We start from the raw sequence: 26,837 nt of genomic DNA on the forward strand, positions 1-26,837 counted from the left end.
AAGTTTTCGCGCTGACAATAAATCACATTAGTCGGACAGTTAGGAGCCAATGCAATGTCCCTGTCCAAGTTTCGTGCGGAACTCTGTTCCACCGCTCACAATTCAAACCTGCGCGATGGGCTGATCGGAGAGAATGTTCTGATCCCGGGTCTGCATGGGGACGTGCCGCTTGTCTATGCGGATTACGTCGCTTCGGGTCGCGCCTTGCGGCAGGTTGAAGACTTTGTGGCGCAACATGTGTTGCCGTTTTACGCGAACAGCCACACCGAGGCCTCTTACTGCGGATCTTACATGACACATCTGCGCCGCGAGGCGCGGGCGAAAATAGCCCGCATTGTTGGTGCTCAGGAAGAGGACGCGGTGATCTTCACCGGGTCTGGCGCCACTGCGGGGCTCAACCGGTTGGTCAGCCTGCTCGGGGTGGCAGAGGCCGACCAACCGGTTGTCTTGATTGGTCCGTACGAGCATCACTCGAACATCCTGCCGTGGCGGGAAAGCAAGGCACTTGTGGTTGAAATCCCCGAGGTCGAAGGCGGCGGGGTTGACCTGAGGGCGCTGGAAACCGCGCTGTTGACCCATGCAGGCGCAGATCTTCTGATCGGTTCCTTTTCGGCGGCGTCCAATGTAACCGGAATTGTCACGGACCCTGATCCGGTGACTCGGTTGCTCAAGGCGCACGGTGCCGTGGCGATTTGGGATTACGCCGGGGGCGGGCCTTACCTGCCGATGGATATGGGGCCGGTGGACGCGCGCAAGGATGCGATTGTCGTTTCCCCGCACAAGTTCCCGGGCGGTCCGGGGGCGTCGGGTGTTCTGATCGTAAACCGGGCTGCGTCCAAACGGAACTGCCCCAGCTGGCCGGGCGGCGGCACCGTCAGTTTCGTGTCACCGTGGCGGCATGACTACAGCGCGGACCTGTCTGCGCGGGAAGAGGCGGGAACGCCCAACGTGATTGGCGACATCCGCGCGGCGCTGGCCTTTATCGTCAAAGATGTCGTCGGCACGGAAGAAATTGCAAGGCGCGAGGCGCAGTACAACCAGATGGCGCTGGACGGGTGGAAGGATAATCCGAACCTGACCTTGCTTGGGGTCAATCACCCGCATCGCCTGCCGATCTTCTCTTTCCTCGTGCGCGACAACGCGGGACAGCCTGTGCATCAGCAGCTGTTTACCCGGATGCTCAGCGACGTCTACGGCATTCAGGCACGTGGCGGCTGTGCCTGCGCCGGGCCTTATGCCCACCGCCTGCTGGGGATTGACCGCGCCGCGTCCGAGGCGCTGCACGCGGCCTTGTCTGCGGGCGAAGAGATGAAGAAACCCGGCTGGGTACGCCTGAATTTCTCGTACCTGATGAGCGAGGAAACAGTTCAATTCATCATCGACAGTGTCAATGACCTGTCCCGCCGTACCGAGGAATTCGTGCCTTATTACAACGCCGACCCGGCGACTGCGCGCTTCAAGGCCGCATGATGGATTTGTCGCTTTTCTCAATCCGTTGAGACAGGTATGAGGGGCCCAATCAACGGAGCCTCTCATGACCAAGATCACCCCGCAACCCGGCATTATGGACATCGCGCTTTATCAGGGCGGCCAGTCGCATGTGGCGGGTGTTGAGCATGTGATCAAGCTGAGCTCAAACGAGAATCCGTTCGGCCCCAGCCCCAAGGCGATTGAGGCGGTGCGCGACAGCGCGGCAAACTTGCATCGGTACCCCAACACCGACCACGCCAGTTTGCGCGCGGCTATCGGCGCACGTCACGGGCTGGACCCTGCGCAGATCATCTGCGGTGTCGGCAGCGACGAGGTGCTGCAATTCATCGCTCAGGCCTATGCGGGGCCGGGGGATGAGGTGATCTATACCGAGCACGGGTTCTCTATGTACCCGATCATCGCCCGCATGGCAGGTGCCACGCCGGTCATGGTGGCCGAGCGCGACCGCAAAGTTGATGTGGGTGCCATTCTGGCCGCCGTAACCAGCCAGACGCGGATCTTGTTTGTCACCAACCCCGGTAACCCGACCTCGACCATGATCTCGAACGACGAACTGGACCGTCTGGCGCAGGGTCTGCCTGATACCTGCCTGATGGTTCTGGACGGCGCCTATGCCGAATTCGTCGACGATTTCGATGGCGGTGCGTCCTTGGTGGATGCGTATGAGAACGTGATCATGACCCGTACATTCTCGAAAGTGTACGGGCTGGGCGGGATGCGGGTCGGCTGGGGGTATGCGCACCGATCGATTATCGATGTACTGAACCGGGTGCGTCAGCCCTTCAACCTGTCTTTGACAGCACTGGCCGCAGCCGAAGCAGCGATCAGCGACGTCGATTTCCTGACGTTCTGCCAATCCGAAAATGCGCGCCTTCGGGTGTGGCTGGCCGAGGAGCTGGACAAGATCGGCGTACCCTCGGACCCGTCCTGCACCAACTTCATCCTCGCGCGTTTTGCCGACAGGACCGAGGCCGAGGCCTGTGACGACTATCTGAAGACGCAGGGTTTGATTGTCCGCCGGGTTGCAGGCTACAACCTGCCGAATGCCCTGCGGATCACCGTGGGCGATGAGGAAGCCTGCCGCCGCGTCGTTGCGGCGATTACAGCATTCAAAGAGGGTGCAGCATGAGCCAGATTTACGACCGGGTTGCGCTGATCGGGCTTGGCCTGATTGCCTCCTCCATGTTCTGGGCGATCAAGCGTGGGGGCCTGGCTGGAGAAGTGACCGGCTATGCCCGGTCCGAGGCGACACGTGACACGGCGCGCAGAATCGGGCTGTGCGACCGCGTCTGTGACACGGCGCGCGAAGCGGTCGAAGGTGCTGATCTTGTCGTTCTTTGCGTGCCCGTGGGGGCAATGGGAGCCGTCGCAGAAGACATCGCACCCGTGCTCAAGCCCGGCGCGACCCTGTCGGACGTGGGGTCGGTCAAGCGGCATGTCATTCAGGCGGTTCAGCCGCATATCCCCGAAGGTGTGCATTTCATTCCCGCGCATCCTTTGGCTGGGACAGAGCATTCCGGTCCGGAATCGGGTTTTGCCAAATTGTTCGACAATCGCTGGTGCCTGCTGGTGCCTGTCGAAGGGACCGACCCGGATGCAATCGCCCGCCTTCGGGCGTTGTGGGAAGGTATGGGCTCCCATGTGGATGAGATGGACGCGGATCATCACGATCTGGTTCTGGCCGTCACGTCCCATGCGCCGCACCTGATCGCCTACACGATGGTTGGTGTGGCCGACGATCTGCGCCGGGTGACCGATAGCGAAGTGATCAAATACTCGGCTGCGGGTTTTCGGGATTTCACCCGCATCGCGGCATCGGACCCGACCATGTGGCGTGATGTGTTCCTGTCCAACAAAGATGCGACGCTGGAAATCCTGGGCCGGTTCACGGAAGAGCTGTTTGCGCTGCAACGTGCCATCCGCACCGGGGACGGGGAACATTTGTTTGACTACTTTACCCATACCCGTGCTATTCGTCGCGGCATCATCGACGCGGGGCAGGACACGGATGCTCCGGATTTCGGGCGGGGAAAGGCAGGTTCATGAGGGTTTACCGGGGGCAATTTCTGATCGGGATCATGGCGTTGTGTGCCGTGGCGACGCAGGCAGCCCCTCTGGAACGATCTCTGGTCCCACCTGCACGTCCGATTCTGGACCAGCAAAACGTGCAGGTTGTGTCCGCCGTTGCCCCGGTGTCCGTCGCGGTCATAACCGATCTGCGCCCCATCTCACGTCCGGTTTCACCGCAGGTCACTGCTGCACTGGCGCGACCTTCGGATTTGCCGCTGCTGGGGCCCGACACCTCGCTGATACCTAACATGAGACCTGAATTGCTTGAACAGCAGGTGCTTTTCAAAAAACGCAAGCTGCGCAAAGGGTCCGTTTGCGGAGATATCGCAATTCAGGGCAAGCCCGTCGGAAGGGTCGGCAGCGAGAATTCAGCCTGTGGCGTAAAAGATGCAGTGCAGATCACCTCTGTTTCCGGTGTGGCACTCAGCCGCCCGTCGACAATGGATTGCGGCACCGCCGTTGCGCTGAACAAATGGGTCGATAAGACAGTCAAACCCACCTTCAAACGTCGCGGCCCGGTGGTCGAGTTGCAGGTGGCGGCTCATTATGCCTGCCGAACTCGAAACAATCGTAAAGGCGCGCGGATTTCCGAGCACGGCAAAGGGCGCGCGATCGATATTTCGGCCTTCAAAATGGCCGATGGTGAGGTGGTGACTGTCTTGGAAGGATGGCGCAAGAACCCGTCACAGAAGCAGCTGCAGAAAATCTGGCGCGGCGCCTGTGGCCCGTTCGGCACCGTTTTGGGGCCGAACTCGGATAGCTACCATCGCGATCATTTCCATCTGGATACGGCACGCTACCGCAGCGGAGCGTATTGCCGTTAACGCAGGATCAGCCGCGGGGCGGGGCCCAGCGGCACCGGCCCCAGGGCGACAAAACCATCCCGGAAGTTCAGCTGAAGGTCCAGCGCGTTGGGGTTGCCGCCCAGCCCTGCCAGAAAATTCAGTGCGCGGGTGACAGGATCAACCGCCTGATCAGGCAGGGCACCTGCCGCGTTTGCCATGTCGATCATATCACGCCAGTTCTCGGCCTTGACAGCGATCTCACCACTGGGAACACCCTGCGCGTCTACATCCAGTTTACCGGCAGCAAACAGACGCAATCCACCCCATTTGATCTCGGCCAGTCGCAGGTCGATGGCCACGGGCTGCGGCCTGCTGTGTTCCAGCGCCGACCTGTCCCAGACTTTGCTGAACGTGGTGACCATGTCCAGTTCCAGCGTTTCGAAGGACTGCGGCAGCGAAGCCGCCGAATTCATAAGGGCCCGCAACCGGTCGCCGGGTGTGAACCCATCCGCGCGGGCGGTAATGGCATAGGCTTCGGGCAGGGATGTTTGCGCCATGATCAGGCTCAGGGTGTCCCCGGCGGCCAGTGCAGTGGTGTTCTCGGTCACCGACCACGCCCCTGCCGTCAGCGCCAGTTTTTCAAACACAAGCGAAACGCCGGGTTGCAACTGTAGTTCCGCAATCAATTCATCGGCGACAATCGTTGAGGTTTGATCGTAGTAAGACAGTCGTTGCGGCGTCTCGGCGAACCGCAGCACCTGCCGGCCGGGCCAGATCGCGGGGCTTTCGAATTCGATCCAGTCCGCGCGCCAGGCTGTGCCATTCACCGGATCTGCAAGGGCAGGGTTGTTCAGTCGGGTCACGTGATGGGTCGGATACCCTGCCGTTGCCACGTCCGAGAAATCAGCCAGCCAGCCGCGCGCCTGTTGTTGATCAAACCAGCCAGTGATTGCCGCGCGCAGACCATATCCGGCGACAAACCAATAGGCGCTCCAAAGGATGCCGATAAAAATGATCACTCGTATGACACGGCGCATGAGCTTTGGCCCTTTTTCCTGCCTCGGAATTGATGTTTATAGGCCCAAACGGGCAAGGACCAGTGCAATGACGATGTGGGTTTTCGGTTATGGATCGCTGCTGTGGAATCCGGGCTTTCCGGTCGCGCGCAGCGAACGCGCGACACTGCATGGCTATGCCCGGTCCTTCTGCATGAGCTCGATCCACCACCGGGGAACCGAGGAAGAACCGGGGCTGGTGCTGGCGCTGGACGAACAGGCAAACGCGACCTGCACCGGTCTGGCCCTTGCGGTTGAAACCGGTCACGAAGACCGCACCCTGCACGAACTGCGCGAGCGCGAGCTGATCTCGTCGGCCTATGTCGAACGTATGCTGGATGTGCATCTGGAAAATGGCGACATTGTCAACGCCGTGACCTATGTGATCGATGCCGACCATGTGCAGTATTGCGGCGGGATGCCGTTGGAGGATCAGGCCCGGATCATCGCCCATGCGGTTGGCGGGCGCGGCCCGAATGACGAATACCTGTACAATACCGCCGAACATCTGGCCGAGATCGGCCTGCGCGACGCCGATCTTGAGTGGTTGGCGCAACGGGTGCGCAGTATTACCGCATAAACTCTTGGCGTCACCAGTGGAATTTCGCTAGTTTCGACGCAGAGCAGGCAAATACCGGGAACCACGCGCATGGCGCAGGCACATCAGGGCGCGAGACCCCATTTCTCGCATCCAACACGGCAGATTCTGTTGATGTTGATGGCGATCGGCCTGTCCGGGCTGGGTGTGTTTCTGGCGCTGCCCTATGTGTTACCGGTTTTCTTCGCCAACCCGTACCTGAACGGCTTCATCCTGATGGTTTTTCTGATCGGCGTTCTTGCCTGTTTCTATCAGGTGACGCAACTGATCGGATCCGTACGCTGGATCGAGGCCTTCGTCGGCGGTGTTGTTCGCGAAGACGCCCGCACGCCGCAATTGCTGGCTCCTTTGGCATCATTGCTGCGCGAACGGGGCGCGCGGTCGCAGATCAGCTCCACTTCAACCCGCTCGATTCTGGATTCCGTAGCCGAACGGGTCGAGGAAGAGCGGGAGATCACTCGCTATATCACCAATGTGCTGATCTATCTGGGTCTTTTGGGCACATTCTTCGGTTTGGCGACAACCGTACCTGCCATCGTCGATACGATCCGCAGCCTTAATCCGCAAGAGGGCGAAGAAGGGCTGGCCGTGTTCAACCGCCTGATGACCGGGCTCGAAGCGCAGTTGCAGGGAATGGGCGTTGCGTTCGGATCGTCTCTGCTGGGTCTGGCCGGGTCGCTGATCGTCGGTCTGCTCGAAGTTTTCGCAGGGCACGGCCAGAACCGCTTCTATCGCGAGCTTGAAGAATGGCTGTCTTCGATCACCCGTGTAGGTTTCGCGGGTGGAGAAGAAGGCGGTGCCGAAATTGCCGTGCTCACGCCGGTGCTGGACGCTATGTCCGAACAGATGGATGCGTTGCAGGATCTGTTTTCAGCGCAGGAAAGCGAGCGCGCCGAGGTTTCCGCCAAGCTGGGTTTGCTGGTCGATGTGATCGGTGAGATGAACAACCGTCAGGCCAATACCGAAGGAGTCACCTCGGCTTTGGAACGCGTGGCGCTGGGTCAGGAAGCCCTGCTGGATCACATGCGCGATCACGGCGCGGGTGAAGGTATCGACGCCGAAAGCCGGATGCGCCTGCGCTCGATGGATGTGCAGCTGCTGCGTATCCTCGAAGAGATTTCGGCGGGCCGTCAGGAAAGCATGAACGAGTTCCGAAAGGATATAGAACTGCTGGTCAAGGCGCTGACCCTGCCGCGCGGTGCGGTACGCACCTCGCCGGAAGGAGAATAGCCCATGGCGCTGTCCCGCCGCACCGGTCAACGGTTCCAGGGCTCGGTCTGGCCCGGTTTCGTCGACGCGATGACGGGGCTATTGATGGTGCTGACCTTTGTGCTGACCATCTTCATGGTGATCCAGTTTGTGCTGCGCGAAACCATCTCGGGTCAGGAAGACGAACTGACCACATTGGCCGACGAAATCGCTGCGCTGGCGGGGGCGTTGGGGCTGGAAGAACGCGAAAACAGCCGGTTGCAGGCGCGGCTTGGGGCGTTGAATACCACCCTGTCGCAGGCCGAAGACGATCTGGCGCAAGCCCAGTCACTGATCGCATCACTGACCACCGAGCGCGACCGTCAGGCTGCCGCTTTGGATCAGGCACAGACCCGGATCACCAATTTCGAAGCGCAAGTTGCCGCCCTGCTGGCCGAACAGGAACGGGCACTGGGTGATATTGCAGCGCTTGAATCGCAGCGCGCGAAACTGCTGACCGAGCAGGAGGCGTTGAACCTGGCGCTTGCCCAAAGCCGCGAGGAAATCGACGCACAGACCGAAGCCGCCCGTTTGGCCGCTGCCCGTCGGGAAGCACTGGAAGCACTGGTGGCGGATCTGGAGCAAGGCAGCGCCGACCGAGACGCCCAGATCACCAACCTTGAACAGCAGCTCAGCGATGAAGAGGCCGCCCGTCTGGCCGAAGCCGCCGCCGCCGAAGCATTGCGTAACCGCCTTCAGGATGCCGATGCCGAACTGACGGCCATGACACTCGCACTGGAAGCGCAGCGCAAAGAGGCTGAAGACACACTCACCCTGCTGGCGGCAGCACAGGCGGCGCGTGCCGCGTTGGAGCGTCAGTTTGGCGACGTGAACCCCGATGAACTGCGGGCCCAGCTTGAAGCCGCTTTGCAGGCGCAGACGCAAGCGCAGGCGGATGCCGATGCGCAACGCTCTCTGGCCGAGCAGCGGCAGGCCTTATTGGACCTCGCCAATGCGACGCTTTCGGATGAAAAAGAAATCTCTGCCGAGGCGCAGCGAGAGGCCGCCCTGCTGAACCAGCAGATCGCCGCCCTGCGCGGGCAATTGGGCTCTTTGCAGGCTTTGCTTGATGATTTCGAAGAACGCAACGCCGCCGCCGAGGTGCAGATTCAGACCTTAGGGCAGGACCTGAATGCCGCACTGGCCCGTGCCGCATCCGAAGAACGCAGGCGCCGTCTGCTGGAAGAAGCGGAGCGCCTGCGTCTTGAGGCCGAGGCCAAGGCTCTGGCCGGGCAGAACCAGGAACTGGCGGCACAGGCCGAGGACCTGCAACGCTATCGCTCGGAATTCTTCGGTCGCCTGCGGGACGTTCTTGGTGGTCAGGAAGGGGTGCGCATCGAAGGCGACCGGTTCGTGTTCTCGTCCGAGGTTCTGTTTCCGACCGGGTCCGCCGTGCTGTCCGCAGAAGGGCAGCAGGAAGTCGCCAAGGTGGCCAGAATCCTTCGTAGTGTTGCCGCTGAAATCCCGCCGGGTCTGAACTGGGTGATCCGGGTCGACGGCCATACCGACAACGTTCCTCTGGCCGGGTCGGGCCGGTATCGCGACAACTGGGAGCTCAGCCAGGGTCGCGCGCTGTCGGTTGTGCGCTATATGGTTGACGCGCTGGGCATTCCGCCCAACCGTCTTGCAGCCAACGGGTTTGGTGAATTCCAGCCCGTAAACCCCGCTGACACGCCCGAGGCACACGCGCAAAACCGCCGGATCGAGTTGAAGCTGACCGAAAGGTAAGGTCACTGGCCCTTAGCAGCCACGAAAACAAACAGCCGATCCGCAACCGGTTATTGGCGATACCGACCCCAGCGACCCCAGCCGAGCGGATAAGTCCTTGCCTGTGCTGGGCGAAACAAAAAAACCCGCCTTGGTAGGCGGGTTTTCTGTTAAATGCGGCGGGCGATCAGTCCGCCGTCAGAAGCGGAGGCTTGTCACCCGAAATGCGCGGTTGATCCGGGCCAAGGATCTCAAGATCCAGATCACCCTTCTTGACCGAGACACGGACCACACCACCTTTTGCCAGCTTGCCAAACAACAACTCTTCGGCCAGCGGTTTCTTGATGTATTCCTGAATGACGCGGCCCAGCGGGCGCGCACCCATCTTGTCGTCATACCCTTTATCCGCCAGCCATTCGGCGGCTTTGGGTGTCAGATCAATGGTCACACCACGATCCAGCAACTGCGCTTCCAGTTGCAGGACGAATTTCTCGACCACCTGCAAAATGACCTCTTTCGGCAGCGGCGCGAACGAGATCACGGCATCCAGACGGTTGCGGAATTCCGGCGTGAACATGCGTTCAATCGCGGCGGTGTCTTCGCCCTCGCGACGGTCACGACCGAACCCGATCGCGGCCTTGGCCTGCTCTTGCGCCCCCGCGTTCGAGGTCATGATCAGCACCACGTTGCGGAAGTTCACCGTACGGCCGTTGTGGTCGGTCAGTTCCCCATGGTCCATCACCTGCAACAGGATGTTGAACACATCCGGGTGCGCCTTTTCAATCTCATCCAGCAGCAACACACAATGTGGATGCTGGTCGACACCGTCGGTCAGCAGGCCCCCCTGATCGAACCCGACATAGCCCGGAGGTGCGCCGATCAGACGGCTGACTGCGTGTTTCTCCATGTATTCCGACATGTCGAAACGCAGCAGTTCAACGCCCAGCGTATCCGCCAGCTGTTTCGCCACCTCGGTCTTGCCCACGCCGGTCGGGCCGGCAAACAGATAGTTGCCGATGGGTTTTTCGGGTTCCCGCAGGCCGGCACGGGCCAGTTTGATTGCGCTGGCCAGTGCCTCGATCGCCAGATTCTGCCCAAACACCACCCGTTTCAGCGAGGCTTCGAGGTCTTTCAGCACCTCGGCATCGTCCTTGGTGACGTTCTTGGGCGGGATGCGGGCGATCTTGGCAACCACGGCCTCAATCTCTTTGACACCAATGGTCTTGCGCCGTTTGCTTTCCGCCACCAGATGCTGCGCCGCGCCAGCCTCGTCAATCACGTCGATGGCCTTGTCGGGCAGCTTGCGGTCGTTGATGTAACGTGCCGACAGCTCGACCGCCGTTTTGATCGCATCAGCGGTATACTTGATGTCGTGATGTTTTTCGAAATAAGGCTTCAGACCGCGCAGGATCTTGACGCTGTCTTCAACCGAAGGCTCGTTCACATCGATCTTCTGGAACCGGCGCGACAGGGCGCGGTCCTTCTCGAAATGCTGGCGAAACTCTTTGTAGGTGGTCGAGCCCATGGTGCGCAGCTTGCCGCCCTGCAACGCAGGCTTCAGCAGGTTCGAGGCATCCATTGCCCCGCCCGAGGTTGCACCGGCACCGATCACGGTGTGAATTTCGTCGATGAAAAGCACCGCGTCGGGGTGCTCTTCCAGCTCGGTTACAACCGCTTTCAGGCGTTCTTCGAAATCGCCGCGATAACGGGTCCCGGCCAGCAGTGCACCCATGTCCAGCGAGTAGATGGTGGTGTTTGCCAAGACATCCGGCGCCTCTCCGGCGACGATCTTGTGCGCCAGACCTTCGGCGATGGCGGTTTTGCCCACGCCCGGATCGCCCACCAGCAGCGGGTTGTTCTTGCGGCGGCGGCACAGCACCTGGATACAGCGTTCCACCTCATCCGCGCGCCCGATCAGCGGATCGACATCACCCGCACGCGATTTCGCGTTCAGGTCAATGCAGTATTTCCCAAGCGCACTTTCCTTTTGTTCCGTGTCGCCGGAACCTGTCTGAGCTTCTTCTTCCACCTGATCCGCACCGGATACCGACCGGCTTTCGCCATACGCGGGGTCTTTGGCCACGCCATGGGCGATGAAATTGACCGCGTCATACCGGGTCATATCCTGTTCCTGCAGGAAATAGGCGGCATTGCTTTCGCGTTCAGCGAATATCGCGACCAGCACATTGGCACCGGTCACTTCGGTCCGGCCCGAGCTTTGCACATGAATCGCGGCGCGTTGAATGACGCGCTGGAACGCTGCCGTTGGTACGGCTTCGGACCCGTCAATATCTGTGACCAGATTTGAAAGATCTTCGTCTATGAACTCAACCAGAGTGCTGCGCAACTCGTCCAGATCAACGCTGCACGCTTTCATGACGCGTACCGCATCGGGTTCTTCCAGAAGCGCCAGCAGCAAATGCTCCAGCGTTGCAAATTCGTGTCGCCGTTCATTCGCAGCCGCAAGGGCCGCGTGGATGGCTTGTTCCAGTGTGCTCGAGAATGAAGGCACGCGGGTGCTCCTCTGTCTTGGGTCAGAAGGGGGCGGGCTTTCGGCCGGAACCCCATCCCAACCATGTCCTCATACTATTAGAGTTTGGTTGATCGTGGCCCGGCTTCAAGGGTTTTCTTTCACTTGACAGTCACATTTGTTGTGACCGTGGCCGTGAAGAGGGGCAAATAAGCATCAGAACCTGTCTTTTCTACCCCGGATTTCGGCGAAAACCGCCGCAGGATCGGCGTTTACCATACCAAGATGGGCCTGAATCGCCGGATCAGTGGCCCTCAGAAACGGGTTGGTCGCTTTTTCAAGCGCCAAAATCGACGGAACAGTGGCTTCGCCGGCGGCACGGGCGCGGTCGATATCGGCAATTCGCTGTTTCAACGCGGTGTTCTCGGGATCGACGGTAATGGCAAATTTCGCGTTGGATTGTGTATATTCATGCCCCGAACAGACCAGAGTGTCATCCGGCAAAGCGGCCAGTTTGCTCAGTGACGCCCACATCTGCGCCGGGCTGCCTTCGAACAGACGCCCACAACCCAACGCCATCAGGCTGTCAGCGGTAAAGACGACCGCGCTTTGCGGAAGATAAAACGCGACATGACCAACCGTGTGCCCTGAAACGTCCAGCACCTCGACCGGTTCGCCACCGATCTCAAAGCTGTCGCCTTCGGCAACCTGCTGGTCCAGTGGGGGCAGGCGGTGCGCGTCGGCGGCCGCACCGATGACCCTTGCGGGGTGCTGGGTCAGAATTTCGGCCAACCCTTCAACGTGATCCCAGTGGTGATGGGTCAGCAGCACATGTGACAACGTCCATCCCCGATCTTCCAGCGCTGCAAGAATCGGCGCGGCTTCGGGCGCATCAATCAGCGCAGTCTGGCCATTGCCGCTGTCATGGGCCAGAAAGGCGTAATTGTCGCTGAGGCACGGGATTGTAACGATTTCAAGAGGCATGGCCTTTTGCCCTTTCATTGCTAGACTGCGCCCAGCTAAGCCGATTGACCGGATGTCCGCAATGCATCTTGATGTGCAGGATCTGAGGAACTTCTACTACCGCAGCACCCTTGGGCGCGCGGCGCAAGCGGCTATTCGCGGGCGACTGACCCAGCTTTGGCCCGAAGCCAAAGGTCAGACCGTTGCCGGTTTTGGCTTTGCCGTGCCGCTGTTGCGCCCCTATCTGGCCGATGCGCGCCGGGTCATCGGGCTGATGCCCGGCCCGCAGGGCGTGATGCCTTGGCCTGCGGGGATGCCCAATGTCTCGGTTCTGACGGAAGAGACGCTTTGGCCGATTGAAACCGGTCATGTGGATAAGCTGGTGGTGATGCACGGGCTTGAAACGTCAGAACGGCCCAGCAAGGTGCTGGAGGAATGCTGGCGCGTTCTGGGGCCGGGCGGACGGGCCTTGTTTGTCGTGCCCAATCGCGCCGGGTTGTGGTCGCGCTCTGACCGGACGCCGTTCGGTTATGGCCATCCATATTCAACAACCCAGTTGGAAAATCAGTTGCGTGCGCATCACTTTGTCCCCGAGAGCCATTGCTCGGCTCTTTACATGCCGCCGTCCTTCCGGCGGTTCTGGTTGAAATCGGGCAGTCTGATCGAAAAAACCGGACAGCGCATTCCAACTGTCATGGCGGGCGGGGTGTTGATGGTTGAGGTCACAAAGAACATTCATCCGCCTCGGGGCAATGTCACCAAAGATGCCATCAGGAAGCCGATCAAGGCGCTTGACGGTCTTCTAAAGCCTGCATGACAACTGCGTGCATCCCAAAGTGACAAATTCGCGAGAAAAAAGTCACAGGAATCGCAAAAACCTGCATATTCGTAACATTTTTCAACCGGGTTGACGGGTCCAAACGGTCGCACTTGGTGTAAGTGCATGAAAATTAACATTTTGTGGATAAATCTGTTACCGCTATAGCGTATTGCTTGGTTGGTTCACCTCTGCTACATCCCCGGTGATTTTGATCCCCGACCGTCTGGCCGGGGTTTCCTCACGCCCCAAGGTAGCGGCCGCTACCCAAAATCGGGGCCTCAAATATCGGAAGGGTGGACGTGTCCGAACCAGCTTCGATTTCCACAGGCATCGCCGAGCGCTATGCCACCGCGATCTTCGAGATCGCAAAAGAGAATAATGACCTTGCGGGTCTGGAATCCGGCATCAATGATCTGGCAGCAGCACTGGGCGACAGTGCCGACCTGCGTGACCTGATCGCATCGCCTTTGATTTCGCGGGCCGAGCAAGAAGGAGCAATTGCCGCTGTTGCTGACAAGATGGGGCTGAACGCCATCCTGCGCAACACGCTGGCTCTGATGGCGCAGAAACGCCGCCTGTTTGTTGTGCCGCAACTGGTGCAGGTGCTGCGTGACATGCTGGCTGATGAGCGTGGCGAAGTGACCGCCGATGTCGCCTCGGCCAAGGCGCTGACCAAGACACAACTGGAAAAACTGTCCAAGACGCTGTCCGAGCGTGTGGGCAAGACCGTAACTATCAATGCGACCGTTGATGAAAGCCTCATCGGCGGTCTTGTCGTCAAAGTGGGCTCGAAAATGATCGACAGTTCGATCCGTTCGAAGCTGAACTCCCTACAGAATGCAATGAAAGAGGTCGGATAAATGGGAATCCAAGCTGCAGAGATTTCTGCAATCCTGAAGGACCAGATTAAGAATTTTGGTCAGGAAGCCGAAGTGGCCGAGATCGGTCGCGTGCTGAGCGTCGGTGACGGGATTGCCCGTGTATATGGCCTGGACAACGTTCAAGCCGGTGAGATGGTCGAATTTCCCGGCGGCATCATGGGTATGGCGCTGAACCTGGAAAGCGACAACGTCGGTGTCGTTATCTTCGGTTCCGACCGTGACATCAAAGAAGGTGACACCGTCAAGCGCACCAACTCGATCGTGGACGTTCCGATCGGTGATGAACTTCTGGGCCGTGTTGTTGACGGTCTGGGCAACCCGCTGGACGGCAAAGGTCCGATCAATGCCACCAAGCGCGGCGTTGCAGACGTCAAAGCGCCTGGCATCATCCCGCGTAAATCGGTGCACGAACCGATGGCAACCGGCCTGAAATCGGTTGACGCGATGATCCCGATTGGCCGCGGCCAGCGCGAGCTGATCATTGGTGACCGCCAGACCGGTAAAACCGCCGTGGCTCTGGACACCATCCTGAACCAGAAGGTCTATAACGAAGCCGCAGGCGACGACGAGTCGAAGAAACTGTACTGCGTTTACGTTGCGATCGGTCAGAAGCGTTCGACCGTTGCCCAGCTGGTGAAGAAACTGGAAGAATCCGGTGCGATTGAATATTCGATCGTTGTCGCCGCAACCGCGTCCGACCCGGCACCGATGCAGTTCCTGGCACCCTATGCCGCAACCGCGATGGCGGAGTATTTCCGCGACAATGGCCGTCACGCGCTGATCATCTATGATGACCTGTCGAAACAGGCCGTGTCCTATCGTCAGATGTCGCTGCTGCTGCGCCGCCCGCCGGGCCGCGAAGCCTATCCGGGTGACGTTTTCTACCTCCACTCCCGTCTGCTGGAACGTTCGGCGAAGCTGAACGAAGATTTCGGTGCCGGCTCGCTGACCGCTCTGCCGGTTATCGAAACCCAGGGTGGTGACGTTTCGGCCTTTATTCCGACCAACGTGATCTCGATCACCGACGGTCAGATCTTCTTGGAAACTGAACTGTTCTATCAGGGCATCCGTCCTGCCGTGAACACTGGTCTGTCGGTTTCGCGTGTGGGCTCGTCGGCTCAGACCGACGCGATGAAATCGGTTGCCGGTCCGGTCAAGCTGGAACTGGCTCAGTATCGCGAAATGGCGGCCTTTGCACAGTTTGGGTCCGACCTCGACGCCGCAACCCAGCAGCTGCTGAACCGCGGTGCGCGCCTGACCGAGCTGATGAAGCAGCCGCAGTACTCACCGCTGACCAACGCGGAAATCGTCTGCGTCATCTTCGCGGGCACCAACGGTTACCTCGATAAGATCGACGTGTCGGATGTTGGCCGCTACGAGGCTGGCCTGCTGGCGCATCTGCGCGGCAAGCACGCTGACCTGCTGAAGTGGATCACCGACGAAGATCCGAAGATCAAAGGCGACGCGTCCGACAAACTCAAAGCAGCGATCGACGAATACGCCGCGACCTTCGCTTGATAGGAGGTTCCGATGCCTAGTCTGAAGGACCTTAAAAACAGGATCGAGTCGGTCAAATCGACCCGCAAGATCACCAAGGCCATGCAGATGGTCGCGGCCGCAAAACTGCGCCGCGCCCAGGAATCTGCCGAAGCCTCGCGCCCTTATGCCGAGCGGTTCAATGCCGTGATGGCCGGGCTGGCGGCGTCGGTCGGGGGCAGCGACAGCGCCCCCAAGCTGCTCCGTGGTACGGGCAGTGATGATGTCCATCTGCTGGTTGTGTTGACAGCTGAACGCGGCCTGTGTGGCGGCTTCAACTCGAACATCGCCAAGCTGGCCCGCCAGAAGGCGGAAGAGCTGCGCGGCAAGGGCAAGACGGTCAAGATTCTGACCGTCGGCAAGAAAGGCCGCGACGCGCTCAAGCGTGATTTTGGCGATCTGTTCGTTGGGCATGTGGATCTGAGCGAGGTCAAGCGTCTGGGTTATTCCAACGCGCAGGACATCGCAAAGGACATCCTGTCCCGCTTCGACGGGGGCGAGTTCGACGTTGCCACGATCTTCTACTCGAAGTTCGTCAACGTTGTGACCCAGATCCCGACGGCACAGCAAGTCATCCCCGCCTCGTTCGAGGAATCGGAAGGTGACGACAGCGGTGCCATTTTCGACTACGAGCCCAGCGAAGAGGCCATTCTGGCCGACCTGCTGCCCAAGGGGGTTGCGACCGCGATCTTCTCGGCTCTGCTCGAAAACGGAGCGTCTGAACAGGGCGCGCGGATGTCCGCAATGGACAACGCGACACGCAACGCGGGTGAGATGATCGACAAGCTGACGATCCAGTTCAACCGCTCGCGTCAGGCCGTGATCACCAACGAGCTGATTGAAATTATTTCCGGCGCCGAGGCGCTGTAGAGACAAACCGGAGACGAAACATGGCGAATGCAAAAGGCAAAGTCACACAGATCATCGGGGCCGTCGTCGACGTGCACTTCGAAGATCAGCTGCCTGAAATTCTGAACGCGCTGGAAACCACCAACAACGGCAAGCGCCTGGTGTTGGAAGTTGCTCAGCACCTGGGTGAAAACACTGTCCGCACCATCGCGATGGACGCGACCGAAGGTCTGGTCCGTGGTGAAGTGGTCACCGACACCGGTGCACCGATCTCGGTTCCGGTTGGCAACGCCACCCTGGGCCGCATCCTGAACGTGGTCGGCGAGCCGATCGACGAAAAAGGCCCGGTTGAGGCAACCGAAGCGCGCGCGATCCACCAGCCCGCACCGACCTTTGCCGAACAGTCGACCGAGTCCGAAGTTCTGGTCACCGGCATCAAGGTGGTTGACCTGCTGGCCCCTTACGCCAAAGGCGGTAAGATCGGCCTGTTCGGCGGCGCCGGCGTTGGCAAAACCGTTCTGATCATGGAACTGATTAACAACATCGCAAAAGTGCACTCGGGCTTCTCGGTGTTTGCCGGTGTTGGTGAACGGACCCGTGAAGGTAACGACCTCTACCACGAGATGATCGAATCGAACGTGATCAAGCCGGACAACCTGTCGGAGAGCCAGGTGGCCCTGGTTTACGGTCAGATGAACGAGCCTCCGGGTGCGCGTGCGCGTGTTGCTCTGACCGGTCTGACCCTGGCCGAGCAGTTCCGCGACCAGTCCGGTACCGACGTTCTGTTCTTCGTCGACAACATCTTCCGCTTCACGCAGGCGGGTTCCGAGGTTTCGGCTCTGCTGGGTCGTATCCCGTCCGCTGTGGGCTACCAGCCGACACTGGCCACCGACATGGGCGCCCTGCAGGAACGCATCACCTCGACAAAGGCCGGATCGATCACTTCGGTGCAGGCGATCTACGTGCCTGCGGACGACTTGACCGACCCCGCGCCGGCAACCTCGTTTGCGCACCTCGACGCGACCACCGTTCTCAACCGTGCGATCTCGGAAAAGGGTATCTACCCTGCGGTTGACCCGCTCGACTCGACCTCGCGCCTGCTCGACCCGGCCATCGTCGGCGAAGAGCACTACAAGGTTGCGACCGACGTTCAGCAGATCCTCCAGCGCTACAAGTCACTGCAGGACATCATCGCCATCCTCGGCATGGACGAACTGTCGGAAGAGGACAAGCTGACCGTGGCCCGTGCCCGTAAGATCGAACGCTTCCTGTCGCAGCCGTTCGACGTGGCCGAGGTCTTCACCGGCTCGCCGGGTGTTCAGGTTCCTCTGGATGTCACAATCTCGTCGTTCAAGGCCGTTGTGGCTGGCGAATACGATCACCTGCCCGAAGCAGCCTTCCTGATGGTTGGCGGCATCGACGAAGTGATCGCCAAAGCCGAGAAAATGGCAGCAGCAGCCGCCTAAGGAGTATCCCTGATGGCAAACACGATGCATTTCGACCTCGTCAGCCCCGAGCGGAGCCTTGCTTCACTCGAGGTCACCGCGGTCCAGATTCCCGGCGCGGACGGGGACATGACGGCGATGCCCGATCATGCCCCCACCATCACAACGCTGCGCCCCGGTCTGCTGAAGGTTGAGGCACCCGAAGGGTCCAGCGAATACCTGGTCACCGGCGGGTTTGCCCAGATCAACGGCGACAGCCTGTCGGTTTTGGCCGAAAAGGCGGTTCCGGTTTCGGAAATCACCCGTTCGCATATGGACGAGCTGATTGCCGAGGCACGCGCCTCGCACGAAGCGGCAAAGGGCGGCGACGACATGTCGATCGTCGACGAAGCCGCCAAGCTGCTGGCCGATATGGAAGCTCTTGGGACACATATGAGCCTGTAATTGGCTTAACAGTGGAAAATTGGAACGGCCTCGCGATTGCGGGGCCGTTTTTTTTGTCGTGCTTTTGCCAGAAAGCCGGGGTAAGTTGCGGAAATTCAAGTATAATGATGAAAACATGAAAAAATTTCTGACCCATCCCATTGGCATCGATCAGGGTGAAAGTGTTCTGTTTTCGGAATTTGCCGAAGGCGGGGACATGTGGACTGGCGAAGGCCCCCGCGAACGCCGGAAACCCATCCAATTCAAGGGCACGTTTCTTAGCCCGCCCATGGTTCAGATCGGGATTTCCCTTTGGGATGTCGACACATCATCAGCCCTGCGCGCCGAGGTTCAGGCAGAAAATATCACCTCGGAAGGGTTCGAAGCGGTGTTTCGGACATGGTCCGACACGCGGATTGCCCGGATCCGGATCAGTTGGACCGCGTTTGGAGAGGTAGCACACCCCGACGACTGGAACATTTCCTGATCCGGGGCTTGCAGGACAGGCGCGGGGCTCAGTCGTCCTGCGCTTCGATCATGTCGACCCGTGTGGCGTGGCGGCCACCTTCGAATTCGGCCCCCAGAAACGCATCCACAATATCCAGCGCCTGACCTTCGCCGACGACACGCGCACCAATCGACAGCATGTTGGCATTGTTGTGCTGGCGGATCATCCGCGCAGAAAACGCATCCGAACAGACGCCGCAGCGAATGCCGGGTACCTTGTTTGCAGCCATCATGATGCCCTGACCCGTGCCGCAGAGGATAATACCCAATTCGCAATCACCCGATGCAACAGTCAGTGCCGCGGCCTTGCCGTGTTTGGGATAATGGGTGCTTTCAGAGGTCGTCGGGCCGATATCGACCACGTCCCAGCCTTGCTGCGCGATGTGGTTAGCCACGGCCTGACGCAGCTCGATTGCCGCGTGGTCGCTGGAAAGAACAATGCGTTTGTTGCCAGTCATGGAGATCGGTCCACTTGTGTCGTTGATCGCGCACATGGGTCAGGCTTGTGCGCAATCGATGGTTCAAAAAGAAAGGGACGACACATCCCGTCGCCCCGTCCAAACTCAATCCATCTGGTACATGGATTCGTAGATCGGCGTCAGTGTCTTGTCTTCGAACAGGGATGACACGCTGGTTCCGTTCCAGATGTTCAGGATCGCCTGCGTAAAGATAGGCGCGGTCGGAACAATGCGGATGTTCTTGGCGCCCAAAATCTCTTTGGTCGGTTGGATCGTGTCGGTCAGCACCAGCGACTTCATCACCGAATTTGTCACCCGTTCCACCGCAGGGCCGCTCATGACGCCATGCGTGATGTAGGAATGAACTTCTTTCGCACCGTTATCCAGAAGCACCTGCGCCGCCTTGCACAGCGTTCCGGCGGTGTCGCACATGTCGTCGACGATCAGACAGATCTTGTCCTTCACATCCCCGATCACGGTCATCTCGGCGACTTCGCCCGCTTTCTCGCGGCGCTTGTCCACGATCGACAGAGGGGCGTTGATCCGCTTGGCCAGTTCACGCGCGCGGGCAACGCCGCCCACGTCGGGTGAAACCACCATGATTTCATCCAGATTTCCCTTGAACTGATGCTTCACATCCAGCGCAAAGATGGGCGAGGCATAAAGGTTGTCCACGGGCATATCGAAAAAGCCCTGAATCTGGGCCGCGTGCAGGTCCATTGTCAGGATCCGTTCGATCCCGGCCCCGGTCAGCATGTTGGCCACCAGCTTGGCGCTGATGGGCGTGCGGGCCTTGGTGCGACGGTCCTGACGAGCGTACCCGAAATACGGGATCACGGCAGTGATCCGCTGCGCGGACGACCGGCGCAGGGCATCTGCGATGATCAGCAGTTCCATCAGGTTGTCATTGGCCGGGTTCGAGGTCGGCTGGATAATGAACATATCCTCGCCGCGCACATTCTCGAATACTTCGACGAAAATCTCACCGTCGTTGAACCGTTCGACACGCGCATCGACCAGACCCTGATCAACGCCTCGGTACAGGCTCATGCGGCGTGCGATGGCTTGGGCAAGCGGAAGGTTGGCGTTCCCAGCGATAAGCTTGGGTTCGTGAAGTGTCGGCATCGGCTGAGGTCCCCGGGCAGCAATGGCAATGTGACAGAATCGTGATGTTGACACCGCTTAGCATGGCCTTACCGTCCCGCAAAGGTAACGCAGCGGAGAAAGTGCACATGACCCAGATTGACTACTTTTTTGCGACACTCTCACCCTATTCCTATCTGGCGGGGATGCGGCTGGAAGATATCGCGGCGAAACACGGCGCGACGATCAACTATAAACCGCTGGACATTATCGCCCTGTTCGCGCGCACCGGGGGAACCCCTCCGAAAGACCGGCATATCTCTCGTATCGAGTACCGCGCACAGGAGTTGCTGCGCCAATCGAAGAATCTGGGGATGGAGTTCAATCTGAAACCGGCGCACTGGCCGACCAACATGGCCCCGTCATCTTATGCGGTTATTGCCGCGATCAAGGACGGTTCGGGCGATGTGGGTAAGCTGTGTCATTCCTTCCTTCGCGCCTGCTGGGCCGAGGAAAAGGATATCGCACAGGACGATGTCATCCGCGAATGTCTGACGCAAGCCGGGTTTGATCCCGGTCTGGCAGACAGCGGCTTGCTGGTGGGGGCCGAAACCTATGCCGCCAACCTAGAGGAAGCCGTGGACCGGGGTGTCTTCGGCGCACCGTTCTATATCACGCCCGACGATCAGCGGTTCTGGGGTCAGGACAGGCTGGACGATCTGGACCGGCATCTGGCCAAGATGAACGGGTGACGGTCAGGGCCGTGATGCAATCCGTTTTCGTCAGGCACTTGGGTGAGGGGGAGCGGAAACTGCTCGCCCTCCATTGCACGATTGCGCATTCCGGTGCCTGGTCTGGTTTGGCCAGTGCGCTGGATGGCTGCGCGTCATTTATTGCCCCGGATATGTTGTCGCATGGGCGCAGCCCGGATTGGGACGGGCAGGGTGATTTCTTTGTCGCAGTGACCAAACCCGCCCTGGCTGAATTGACCGAACCCATGGATGTAATCGGGCATTCCTTTGGGGCGATGATCGCGCTTAGGCTGGCGATCGAACATCCCGACCGCGTGCGCAGCCTGATCCTGATCGAACCCGTGTTCTTTGCAGTTGCAAAACAGGATGCGCCGCTGTTGTTCGAACAGCACGAACGGGACTCCGAGCAGGTCAATGCGGCCTTCGCGTCTGGTGACAAGGTTTTGGCCGCGCGCCTGTTCAACAGGGCGTGGAGCACGAAGATCAGCCCCAAATGGCCTGATTTGCCCGAACGCACGCGGGCAAATATGGTGCGCGGGATCGATGCGGTTCCGGCTGTGCAGCCTGTGCTCTATGACGATCAGGCAGGGTTGCTTGACCCGGATCGGCTCCGGCGTGCATCGATGCCGACCTTGTTGATGAGCGGGTCAGAGACGCCGCCGGTGATCCACGCGATTTGCGCAGGGCTGCAACGGCGCCTGCTTGCTGCGCGCCATGAACGCATCAACGGCGCAGGGCACATGCTGCCGATTTCACACCCTGATGAAACCGGCGCTTTGATGCGGGCGTTCTGGCAGGCCAACGCCCCGTCAGGCGTTAAAGCAGATTGAGAAACTGATCGATTTCCGCCGCTCCGATGGACCAGTCGCAAACCAGCCTGCACGCAAGGATTTCGTTATCATCCTCGCCGTCCAGCTCTGCCCCCCAAAGGTGATAAACCGCGCCGGCCTCGTGCAGTTGCTTGTGCTTCGCGCGTGGGAATGAGGCAAAGATCATATTGGCCTGCGGTTCGTGCAAAAATGCGGCCCCCTTGGCGCGCAAACCCTCGGCCAAGCGGGCGCAGTTGTCATTGGCCTGACGTGCCATCTTCAGCCACAGGTCGTCTTCCAGATAGGCGGCCATCTGAGCGGACAGATAGCGGTGCTTGGAAAACAGATGCGCCCCGCGTTTGCGCCGCAGCTCAAACTCCCAGGCTTTGCTTTCGTCAAAGAACACCACCGCCTCGACACCCATCAGACCATTCTTGGTGCCGCCAAAACTGACAGCATCCACACCTGCTTTCCACGTCATATCCGCCGGGGAACAGTTCAGCGCAACCAACGCGTTGGTAAAGCGCGCACCGTCCAGATGCACGGGCAGGCCGTACGTCTTGGCGACCCCGCACAGGGCCTGCAACTCTGCCAGCGAATAAACCGATCCGCGCTCGGTTACTTGTGTGATCGACACGGGACCGCGCTGCGGCCCATGTACGCCGCGTGTTTCTTCGCCCAGAATTGACCCGCGCAGCGCCTCAGGGGTCATCTTGTCTCCGCCCGGAACCAGGGTCAGCTTGGCGCCGCTATAAAATTCCGGCGCGTTGCATTCATCCTCGTGGATATGTGCGACAGGGGAACAGAAGACCGTTTCCCAGGGCTTCGACAATGTTGCAAGGGCCAGCGAATTCGCTGCTGTCCCCGTCGCCACCAGATAGACCGCAGCACCCGGAGCCTCGAATATGCTGCGGATACGGTCGCGCACCTCGTTCATCAGCGTATCCGCGCCATAGGCCATCTGATAGCCCTGATTGACCTGGGCCAGCCTGGCCATGACCTGCGGATGAACCGGCCCGGAATTGTCAGACGCGAAATGCATCAGCTTGGCTCCTCGATTATGTAATCTTCCCACTCTTCAATGGGCGTTTCGAATTCAGACACCGTGCGTCCCTGAACCGAGACCCCGGCAGCGTGCACACTGTCCGCTGTACCAGATATCAACGGGTGCCAGTCGTAAAGCGGTTTGCCTTCCCACAACAACCGATACGCGCAGGTTTGTGGCAACCAATAGGCATGTTCGTCGATATTGTCGGGGGTCATGATGATGCATTCGGGCACGAATTGATGCCGGATGTCGTATTGTACGCAGCGGCAGCTTTCATCATCCAACAGGCGGCACGCGACGCAGGTTAGGGCAACCTCGCCCGTGTCTTCATCTTCCAGCTTGTTCAGGCAGCATTTGCCGCAGCCATCACACAACGCCTCCCACTCGCGCTGGTTCATTTGGCGCAGAGGTTTGCGCTCCCAAAACCGGGCAGGCAGGCCCGTGCGTTCAATCGGATCAACACTCATAGGGCGGTCAGAACACCGCGGGCCTGTTTGCAGTCGGCATCCATCTGCGTGATCAGACTCTCCAGCCCGTCAAATGTCATCTCGGGGCGCAGAAAGTCGATCAGACCCACCGATAGGGTCGCCCCGTACAGATCGCCCGAAAAGTCGAACAGGAAGGTCTCGATATTGGGCACCTGACCGTTAAACATCGGACGCACCCCGATCGAGGCCGCGCCGTGATAGCTGCCTTTATGCGGCCCATCCAACACATCCACCAATACGGCGTAGACACCGAACTTTGGCGGGTGCAGCCCTTCGATGGACATGTTCGCGGTGGGAAAGCCCAACTCGCGCCCGCGCTGTTCGCCCCCGATCACTTCGCCTTCGATCCGGTGCCAGTGTCCCAGCATCGCGGCTGCGTCCCGTGGTCGGCCGTCGCTCAGCGCGGTGCGAATGGCGGTTGAGGACACCACGTTTTCCGACCGTTCCATCAAAGGCGCAATCGTCACGTCGAACCCCATGTCCCGCCCGAACTTCACCAGATCCTGCGCTGTGCCACTGCGGCCCTTGCCAAAGCAGAAATCGGCACCCACGACGACATGCGACAGGCCCAGCCCGTCACAGATCACGTTGCGCGCAAACTCCATTGGCGAAAGACCGGCCAGCGCCGCGTTGAACGGCAGTTCATACAGCTTTTCCACGCCCAGCTTTTCCAGCCGGTGCGCCCGCGCATTACCCCGCATCAGGCGGAACGGAGGCGTGTCCGGCGCAAAATACTCCCGCGGATGCGGCTCAAAGGTCAACACACCCAGCGGCGCCTCCGGCGCTGCATTACGGGCCAGTTCAATGACCGACTGGTGCCCCAAATGAACGCCGTCGAAATTCCCGATTGCCACGCTGGCGCCGCGATCTTCTGGCTGGACGAACTGGATATCCCGGATGATGTGCATAGACGATTGCGTAGCGGCGCGAGTCAATTTGTTCAAGCGGCAGTTTGAATTCCAAGAATGTGATCCTGTGATTGAGCTCTGAACATTTCAGTTGGCCGGGAAATGGACGAGGCCAATCCAAGTATTTCAGACCAGGCGTCTCCAACCGCTTGATTCAAAAAAAACTCCGGGTTTAGACTGAAAATCCGGTTCTCTGGATTTACAGCGAGCCGGATCAAAGCCCGGCCAGGTTCGAACGAACCCAGCACAGGAGGCAGACCCATGTACCGAATGCGACTGTTCGCGATTCGTCATGCCCGCTCTTTCGAGTGGATCTATAAATGTGTCGAACGCGGCATGGTCGCGATGGACCCGCTATTTGCAAAGATCGGATATAACCGCGTCGAACGCCCCATTGCATTGGTCGAGAAGGGCGTCAAAACCCTGTTGTTCGATTGCAAGATGTGCGGGCAATGCGTGTTGTCATCCACCGGAATGTCCTGCCCGATGAACTGCCCAAAGCAATTGCGCAATGGCCCCTGTGGCGGCGTACGTCCCGGCGAGTTCTGCGAGGTGAAGCCGGATATGAAATGTGTCTGGGCCCTGGCCTGGAACGGAGCCAGCCGCATGCGGCACGGAGCCGACAAGATAAAAGAAGTTCTGCCACCGGTGGAGCACACGTTGAAAGGCTCGTCATCCTGGTTGCGGGTCAGCCGCGAGATTGCAGCGCACGAGCGCGAGACCCGGGATGCAGCCCGATTGGCGCTGGCCGAGGCATTCCCCGAAGCGCGCGAGAATGAACCTTCTGCGGCACCACTGGCCGCCGAACCACCCAACGCGATAAACCGGGAACTGAAGAAATGAGTGATACCCATCGCAACGAGGTGGAGCCGATTGGCTATGTTCCGGTTCCCCAAGGATATGTGTCGCACAGCCGATTGGAAAAGGTACTCCGTTCAGGCCGTTTCGCAGTCACTGCCGAGTTGAACCCACCCGACAGTGCCGACCCAGAGGATGTTTTTCAGGCGGCCCAACCGCTTGGTGAAGTGGCTGACGCGATCAATGCAACTGATGCTTCGGGCGCGAACTGCCATATGTCGTCTATTGGGATTTGTGCCTTGCTGACGCGCGCGGGTTATTCTCCGGTCTATCAGATTTCCTGCCGCGACCGGAACCGGATTGCCATTCAGGGCGATGTTCTGGGGGCTGCGGCGTTGGGCGTCAGTAACGTACTGTGCCTGACCGGCGACGGCGTCGGCGTCGGGGATCAGCCAGGGGCAAAACCGGTTTTCGATTTCGATTCCCTTACCCTGCTGCGGACGATCCGCACGATGCGCGATCAGGGAATGTTCCTTTCTGGTCGTAAGATCACGCGCCCGCCGCAACTGTTCCTTGGTGCTGCCGAAAACCCCTGCATACCACCTTATGACTGGCGACCTGATCGTCTGGCAAAGAAGGTTGAGGCCGGGGCCGAGTATATTCAAACCAATTACATCTACGACACTCCGCTGTTCGAGAAATTCATGGCGCGGGTGAGGGATGCGGGACTGGACAAGAAAGTGTTCATCATCGCGGGCGTCGGCCCCATCGCGTCAGCGCGTGCGGCACGCTGGATGCGCAGCAATGTTCCCGGCATTCACATCCCCGATCAGGTCATCGAGCGGATGGAGAAAGCCGAAAAGCCAGCTGACGAGGGCAAGAAGATCTGTATCGAACTGATCCAGCAGATCCGCGATATCGCGGGGGTGTCCGGCGTTCATGTGATGGCTTACAGGCGCGAACACGTGGTGTCAGAGATCATTCTGGAATCCGGTGCGTTGAAAGGGCGAAAACGCGCCCGCCCGTCCTGAAAGGCACAGGCAAAAAACAGCGTCCAAACAAAAAAGGCGCCGGTCGGGCGCCTTTTGCATGGAAGTGTTCGCCGATCAGTCGAACTTGCGCGACGGGGCCAGTACCATGGCTTCACCGATCAGAACCTTCTTGCCCTCGACCGAGCAATGGCAATCCAGTTTGACGCGACGCTTGGAAAAGTCGATGTCGATGACTTTGACCTCGGCATAAACCATGTCACCGGGGCGCACGGGGGCCAGGAACTTCAGTGACTGCCCCATATAGACCGTGCCATGGCCCGGCAGTTGTTCGCCAATTACGGCCGAGATCAGCCCAGCTGTCAGCATTCCGTGTGCGATGCGCCCTTCGAAGATTGTATCGCGGGCATAATCATCATCCAGATGCACCGGATTCCGGTCTGTCGAGACCTGCGCGAACATCTCGATATCTTCGTCCGTCACCACTTTACGCAGGTGGCGGGACATGCCCATTTCGATGTCTTCGATACAGATCGTTCCGCGTGGAAGATTGTCCAACATGTTGCCCTCACTCGAAATCGACCGAGAAAGAAAAAACCACTATCCGGCCTAGGTTGGCAACTTTATTACTTCGCAGTTGCAGAAAATCAAGTCTT

At 59.5% G+C, this 26,837-nt stretch carries 27 protein-coding genes; 18 read left to right on the plus strand and 9 right to left on the minus strand.

Going from position 1 to position 26,837, the window contains the following annotated elements:
* Positions 1-54: 54 nt before the first annotated feature.
* The 4 genes from ACR0AP_RS05655 (at position 55) to ACR0AP_RS05670 (ending at position 4,385) form a co-directional block, all read left to right on the plus strand.
* Positions 55-1,470, plus strand: a complete 1,416-nt coding sequence (locus ACR0AP_RS05655) for an aminotransferase class V-fold PLP-dependent enzyme (RefSeq protein WP_480505880.1) — start codon at positions 55-57, stop codon at positions 1,468-1,470.
* A gap of 64 nt (positions 1,471-1,534) precedes the next feature.
* Positions 1,535-2,620 carry a histidinol-phosphate transaminase gene (gene hisC / locus ACR0AP_RS05660; RefSeq protein ID WP_480505882.1) on the plus strand — a complete coding sequence of 362 codons (1,086 nt, stop codon included), beginning with the start codon at positions 1,535-1,537 and terminating at the stop codon, positions 2,618-2,620.
* A complete protein-coding gene (locus tag ACR0AP_RS05665) occupies positions 2,617-3,537 on the plus strand; it encodes a prephenate/arogenate dehydrogenase family protein (protein ID WP_267365625.1) in 921 nt (306 codons plus the stop codon). The genes hisC and ACR0AP_RS05665 overlap by 4 nt, the downstream gene beginning before the upstream one ends.
* A complete protein-coding gene (locus ACR0AP_RS05670; protein ID WP_480505883.1) occupies positions 3,534-4,385 on the plus strand; it encodes an extensin-like domain-containing protein in 852 nt (283 codons plus the stop codon). Before ACR0AP_RS05665 ends, ACR0AP_RS05670 begins: the two co-directional genes overlap by 4 nt.
* Here ACR0AP_RS05670 and ACR0AP_RS05675 read toward each other — a convergent pair.
* Positions 4,382-5,383 (minus strand): DUF2125 domain-containing protein, encoded by a 1,002-nt coding sequence (locus tag ACR0AP_RS05675; RefSeq protein WP_480487540.1) that lies wholly within the window; start codon positions 5,381-5,383, stop codon positions 4,382-4,384. The two genes, ACR0AP_RS05670 and ACR0AP_RS05675, sit on opposite strands and share 4 nt — an antisense overlap.
* Positions 5,384-5,450: 67 nt before the next feature.
* On the opposite strand from ACR0AP_RS05675, the gene ACR0AP_RS05680 reads away from it, so the two are divergent.
* From ACR0AP_RS05680 to ACR0AP_RS05690, 3 genes are all read left to right on the plus strand, one after another.
* The gene (locus ACR0AP_RS05680; RefSeq protein ID WP_480487542.1) at positions 5,451-5,981 is read left to right on the plus strand and encodes a gamma-glutamylcyclotransferase; all 531 of its coding nucleotides are present in this window, start codon (positions 5,451-5,453) and stop codon (positions 5,979-5,981) included.
* Positions 5,982-6,050: 69 nt separating this feature from the next.
* Positions 6,051-7,229, plus strand: coding sequence for a biopolymer transporter ExbB (locus ACR0AP_RS05685; RefSeq protein WP_480505885.1), 1,179 nt, complete (start codon positions 6,051-6,053; stop codon positions 7,227-7,229).
* A gap of 3 nt (positions 7,230-7,232) precedes the next feature.
* On the plus strand, positions 7,233-8,975 hold the full coding sequence (locus tag ACR0AP_RS05690; RefSeq protein ID WP_480505887.1) for a peptidoglycan -binding protein: 1,743 nt from the start codon (positions 7,233-7,235) through the stop codon (positions 8,973-8,975).
* 166 nt (positions 8,976-9,141) lie between these two features.
* Here the strand turns inward: ACR0AP_RS05690 and clpA are convergent, their stop codons facing one another.
* Together clpA and gloB are read right to left on the minus strand one after the other, a co-directional pair.
* Positions 9,142-11,466: an ATP-dependent Clp protease ATP-binding subunit ClpA gene (gene clpA / locus ACR0AP_RS05695; protein WP_480482288.1), complete on the minus strand. Its 2,325-nt coding sequence runs from the start codon at positions 11,464-11,466 to the stop codon at positions 9,142-9,144.
* A gap of 174 nt (positions 11,467-11,640) precedes the next feature.
* The gene (gloB, locus tag ACR0AP_RS05700) at positions 11,641-12,408 is read right to left on the minus strand and encodes a hydroxyacylglutathione hydrolase (protein WP_480505889.1); all 768 of its coding nucleotides are present in this window, start codon (positions 12,406-12,408) and stop codon (positions 11,641-11,643) included.
* Positions 12,409-12,469: 61 nt separating this feature from the next.
* Here gloB and ACR0AP_RS05705 point away from each other — a divergent pair, with 61 nt between their 5' ends.
* The 7 genes from ACR0AP_RS05705 to ACR0AP_RS05735 all read left to right on the plus strand — a co-directional run bounded on the left by ACR0AP_RS05705 (position 12,470) and on the right by ACR0AP_RS05735 (position 18,828).
* On the plus strand, positions 12,470-13,204 hold the full coding sequence (locus ACR0AP_RS05705) for a class I SAM-dependent methyltransferase (protein WP_480505891.1): 735 nt from the start codon (positions 12,470-12,472) through the stop codon (positions 13,202-13,204).
* A gap of 302 nt (positions 13,205-13,506) precedes the next feature.
* The gene (locus ACR0AP_RS05710; protein WP_209598051.1) at positions 13,507-14,067 is read left to right on the plus strand and encodes a F0F1 ATP synthase subunit delta; all 561 of its coding nucleotides are present in this window, start codon (positions 13,507-13,509) and stop codon (positions 14,065-14,067) included.
* On the plus strand, positions 14,068-15,606 hold the full coding sequence (gene atpA, locus ACR0AP_RS05715) for a F0F1 ATP synthase subunit alpha (protein ID WP_209504804.1): 1,539 nt from the start codon (positions 14,068-14,070) through the stop codon (positions 15,604-15,606). It begins immediately after the preceding gene.
* Between the two features lie 12 nt (positions 15,607-15,618).
* Positions 15,619-16,494, plus strand: a complete 876-nt coding sequence (locus ACR0AP_RS05720) for a F0F1 ATP synthase subunit gamma (RefSeq protein ID WP_480482282.1) — start codon at positions 15,619-15,621, stop codon at positions 16,492-16,494.
* 20 nt (positions 16,495-16,514) lie between these two features.
* Positions 16,515-17,939 (plus strand): F0F1 ATP synthase subunit beta, encoded by a 1,425-nt coding sequence (gene atpD, locus ACR0AP_RS05725; RefSeq protein ID WP_209504802.1) that lies wholly within the window; start codon positions 16,515-16,517, stop codon positions 17,937-17,939.
* A gap of 12 nt (positions 17,940-17,951) precedes the next feature.
* Positions 17,952-18,362 (plus strand): F0F1 ATP synthase subunit epsilon, encoded by a 411-nt coding sequence (locus ACR0AP_RS05730; RefSeq protein ID WP_209504801.1) that lies wholly within the window; start codon positions 17,952-17,954, stop codon positions 18,360-18,362.
* Between the two features lie 115 nt (positions 18,363-18,477).
* On the plus strand, positions 18,478-18,828 hold the full coding sequence (locus ACR0AP_RS05735; RefSeq protein ID WP_480482280.1) for an H-type lectin domain-containing protein: 351 nt from the start codon (positions 18,478-18,480) through the stop codon (positions 18,826-18,828).
* 28 nt (positions 18,829-18,856) lie between these two features.
* Here ACR0AP_RS05735 and rpiB read toward each other — a convergent pair whose 3' ends face one another.
* Complete coding sequence (gene rpiB / locus ACR0AP_RS05740; protein WP_480482278.1) at positions 18,857-19,306, minus strand: ribose 5-phosphate isomerase B; 450 nt, start codon at positions 19,304-19,306, stop codon at positions 18,857-18,859.
* Positions 19,307-19,411: 105 nt separating this feature from the next.
* Positions 19,412-20,431, minus strand: coding sequence for a ribose-phosphate pyrophosphokinase (locus ACR0AP_RS05745; RefSeq protein WP_209504798.1), 1,020 nt, complete (start codon positions 20,429-20,431; stop codon positions 19,412-19,414).
* 107 nt (positions 20,432-20,538) lie between these two features.
* Here ACR0AP_RS05745 and ACR0AP_RS05750 point away from each other — a divergent pair, with 107 nt between their 5' ends.
* Both ACR0AP_RS05750 and ACR0AP_RS05755 read left to right on the plus strand, forming a co-directional pair.
* Positions 20,539-21,141, plus strand: coding sequence for a DsbA family protein (locus tag ACR0AP_RS05750; RefSeq protein ID WP_480487552.1), 603 nt, complete (start codon positions 20,539-20,541; stop codon positions 21,139-21,141).
* Positions 21,138-21,971, plus strand: a complete 834-nt coding sequence (locus ACR0AP_RS05755; protein WP_480505893.1) for an alpha/beta fold hydrolase — start codon at positions 21,138-21,140, stop codon at positions 21,969-21,971. Before ACR0AP_RS05750 ends, ACR0AP_RS05755 begins: the two co-directional genes overlap by 4 nt.
* Here the strand turns inward: ACR0AP_RS05755 and ACR0AP_RS05760 are convergent.
* Genes ACR0AP_RS05760 through ACR0AP_RS05770 form a run of 3 tightly spaced genes read right to left on the minus strand, consistent with a single transcriptional unit; the run spans position 21,958 to position 24,394 of the window.
* Complete coding sequence (locus ACR0AP_RS05760; protein ID WP_480505895.1) at positions 21,958-22,992, minus strand: threonine aldolase family protein; 1,035 nt, start codon at positions 22,990-22,992, stop codon at positions 21,958-21,960. The genes ACR0AP_RS05755 and ACR0AP_RS05760 overlap by 14 nt on opposite strands.
* Positions 22,992-23,465, minus strand: coding sequence for a YcgN family cysteine cluster protein (locus tag ACR0AP_RS05765; protein WP_480505897.1), 474 nt, complete (start codon positions 23,463-23,465; stop codon positions 22,992-22,994). Before ACR0AP_RS05765 ends, ACR0AP_RS05760 begins: the two co-directional genes overlap by 1 nt.
* Positions 23,462-24,394 carry a bifunctional riboflavin kinase/FAD synthetase gene (locus ACR0AP_RS05770; RefSeq protein WP_480505899.1) on the minus strand — a complete coding sequence of 311 codons (933 nt, stop codon included), beginning with the start codon at positions 24,392-24,394 and terminating at the stop codon, positions 23,462-23,464. Before ACR0AP_RS05770 ends, ACR0AP_RS05765 begins: the two co-directional genes overlap by 4 nt.
* Before the next feature lie 261 nt (positions 24,395-24,655).
* On the opposite strand from ACR0AP_RS05770, the gene ACR0AP_RS05775 reads away from it, so the two are divergent.
* Both ACR0AP_RS05775 and ACR0AP_RS05780 read left to right on the plus strand, forming a co-directional pair.
* On the plus strand, positions 24,656-25,237 hold the full coding sequence (locus ACR0AP_RS05775) for a methylenetetrahydrofolate reductase C-terminal domain-containing protein (RefSeq protein ID WP_480505901.1): 582 nt from the start codon (positions 24,656-24,658) through the stop codon (positions 25,235-25,237).
* Positions 25,234-26,223: a methylenetetrahydrofolate reductase gene (locus ACR0AP_RS05780; RefSeq protein WP_480505903.1), complete on the plus strand. Its 990-nt coding sequence runs from the start codon at positions 25,234-25,236 to the stop codon at positions 26,221-26,223. Before ACR0AP_RS05775 ends, ACR0AP_RS05780 begins: the two co-directional genes overlap by 4 nt.
* A gap of 75 nt (positions 26,224-26,298) precedes the next feature.
* On the opposite strand, the gene ACR0AP_RS05785 is transcribed toward ACR0AP_RS05780, so the two are convergent.
* Positions 26,299-26,742: a MaoC family dehydratase gene (locus ACR0AP_RS05785; protein ID WP_209504791.1), complete on the minus strand. Its 444-nt coding sequence runs from the start codon at positions 26,740-26,742 to the stop codon at positions 26,299-26,301.
* Positions 26,743-26,837 lie beyond the last annotated feature (95 nt).

It is taken from the genome of Ruegeria sp. AF7 (genome assembly GCF_056541885.1).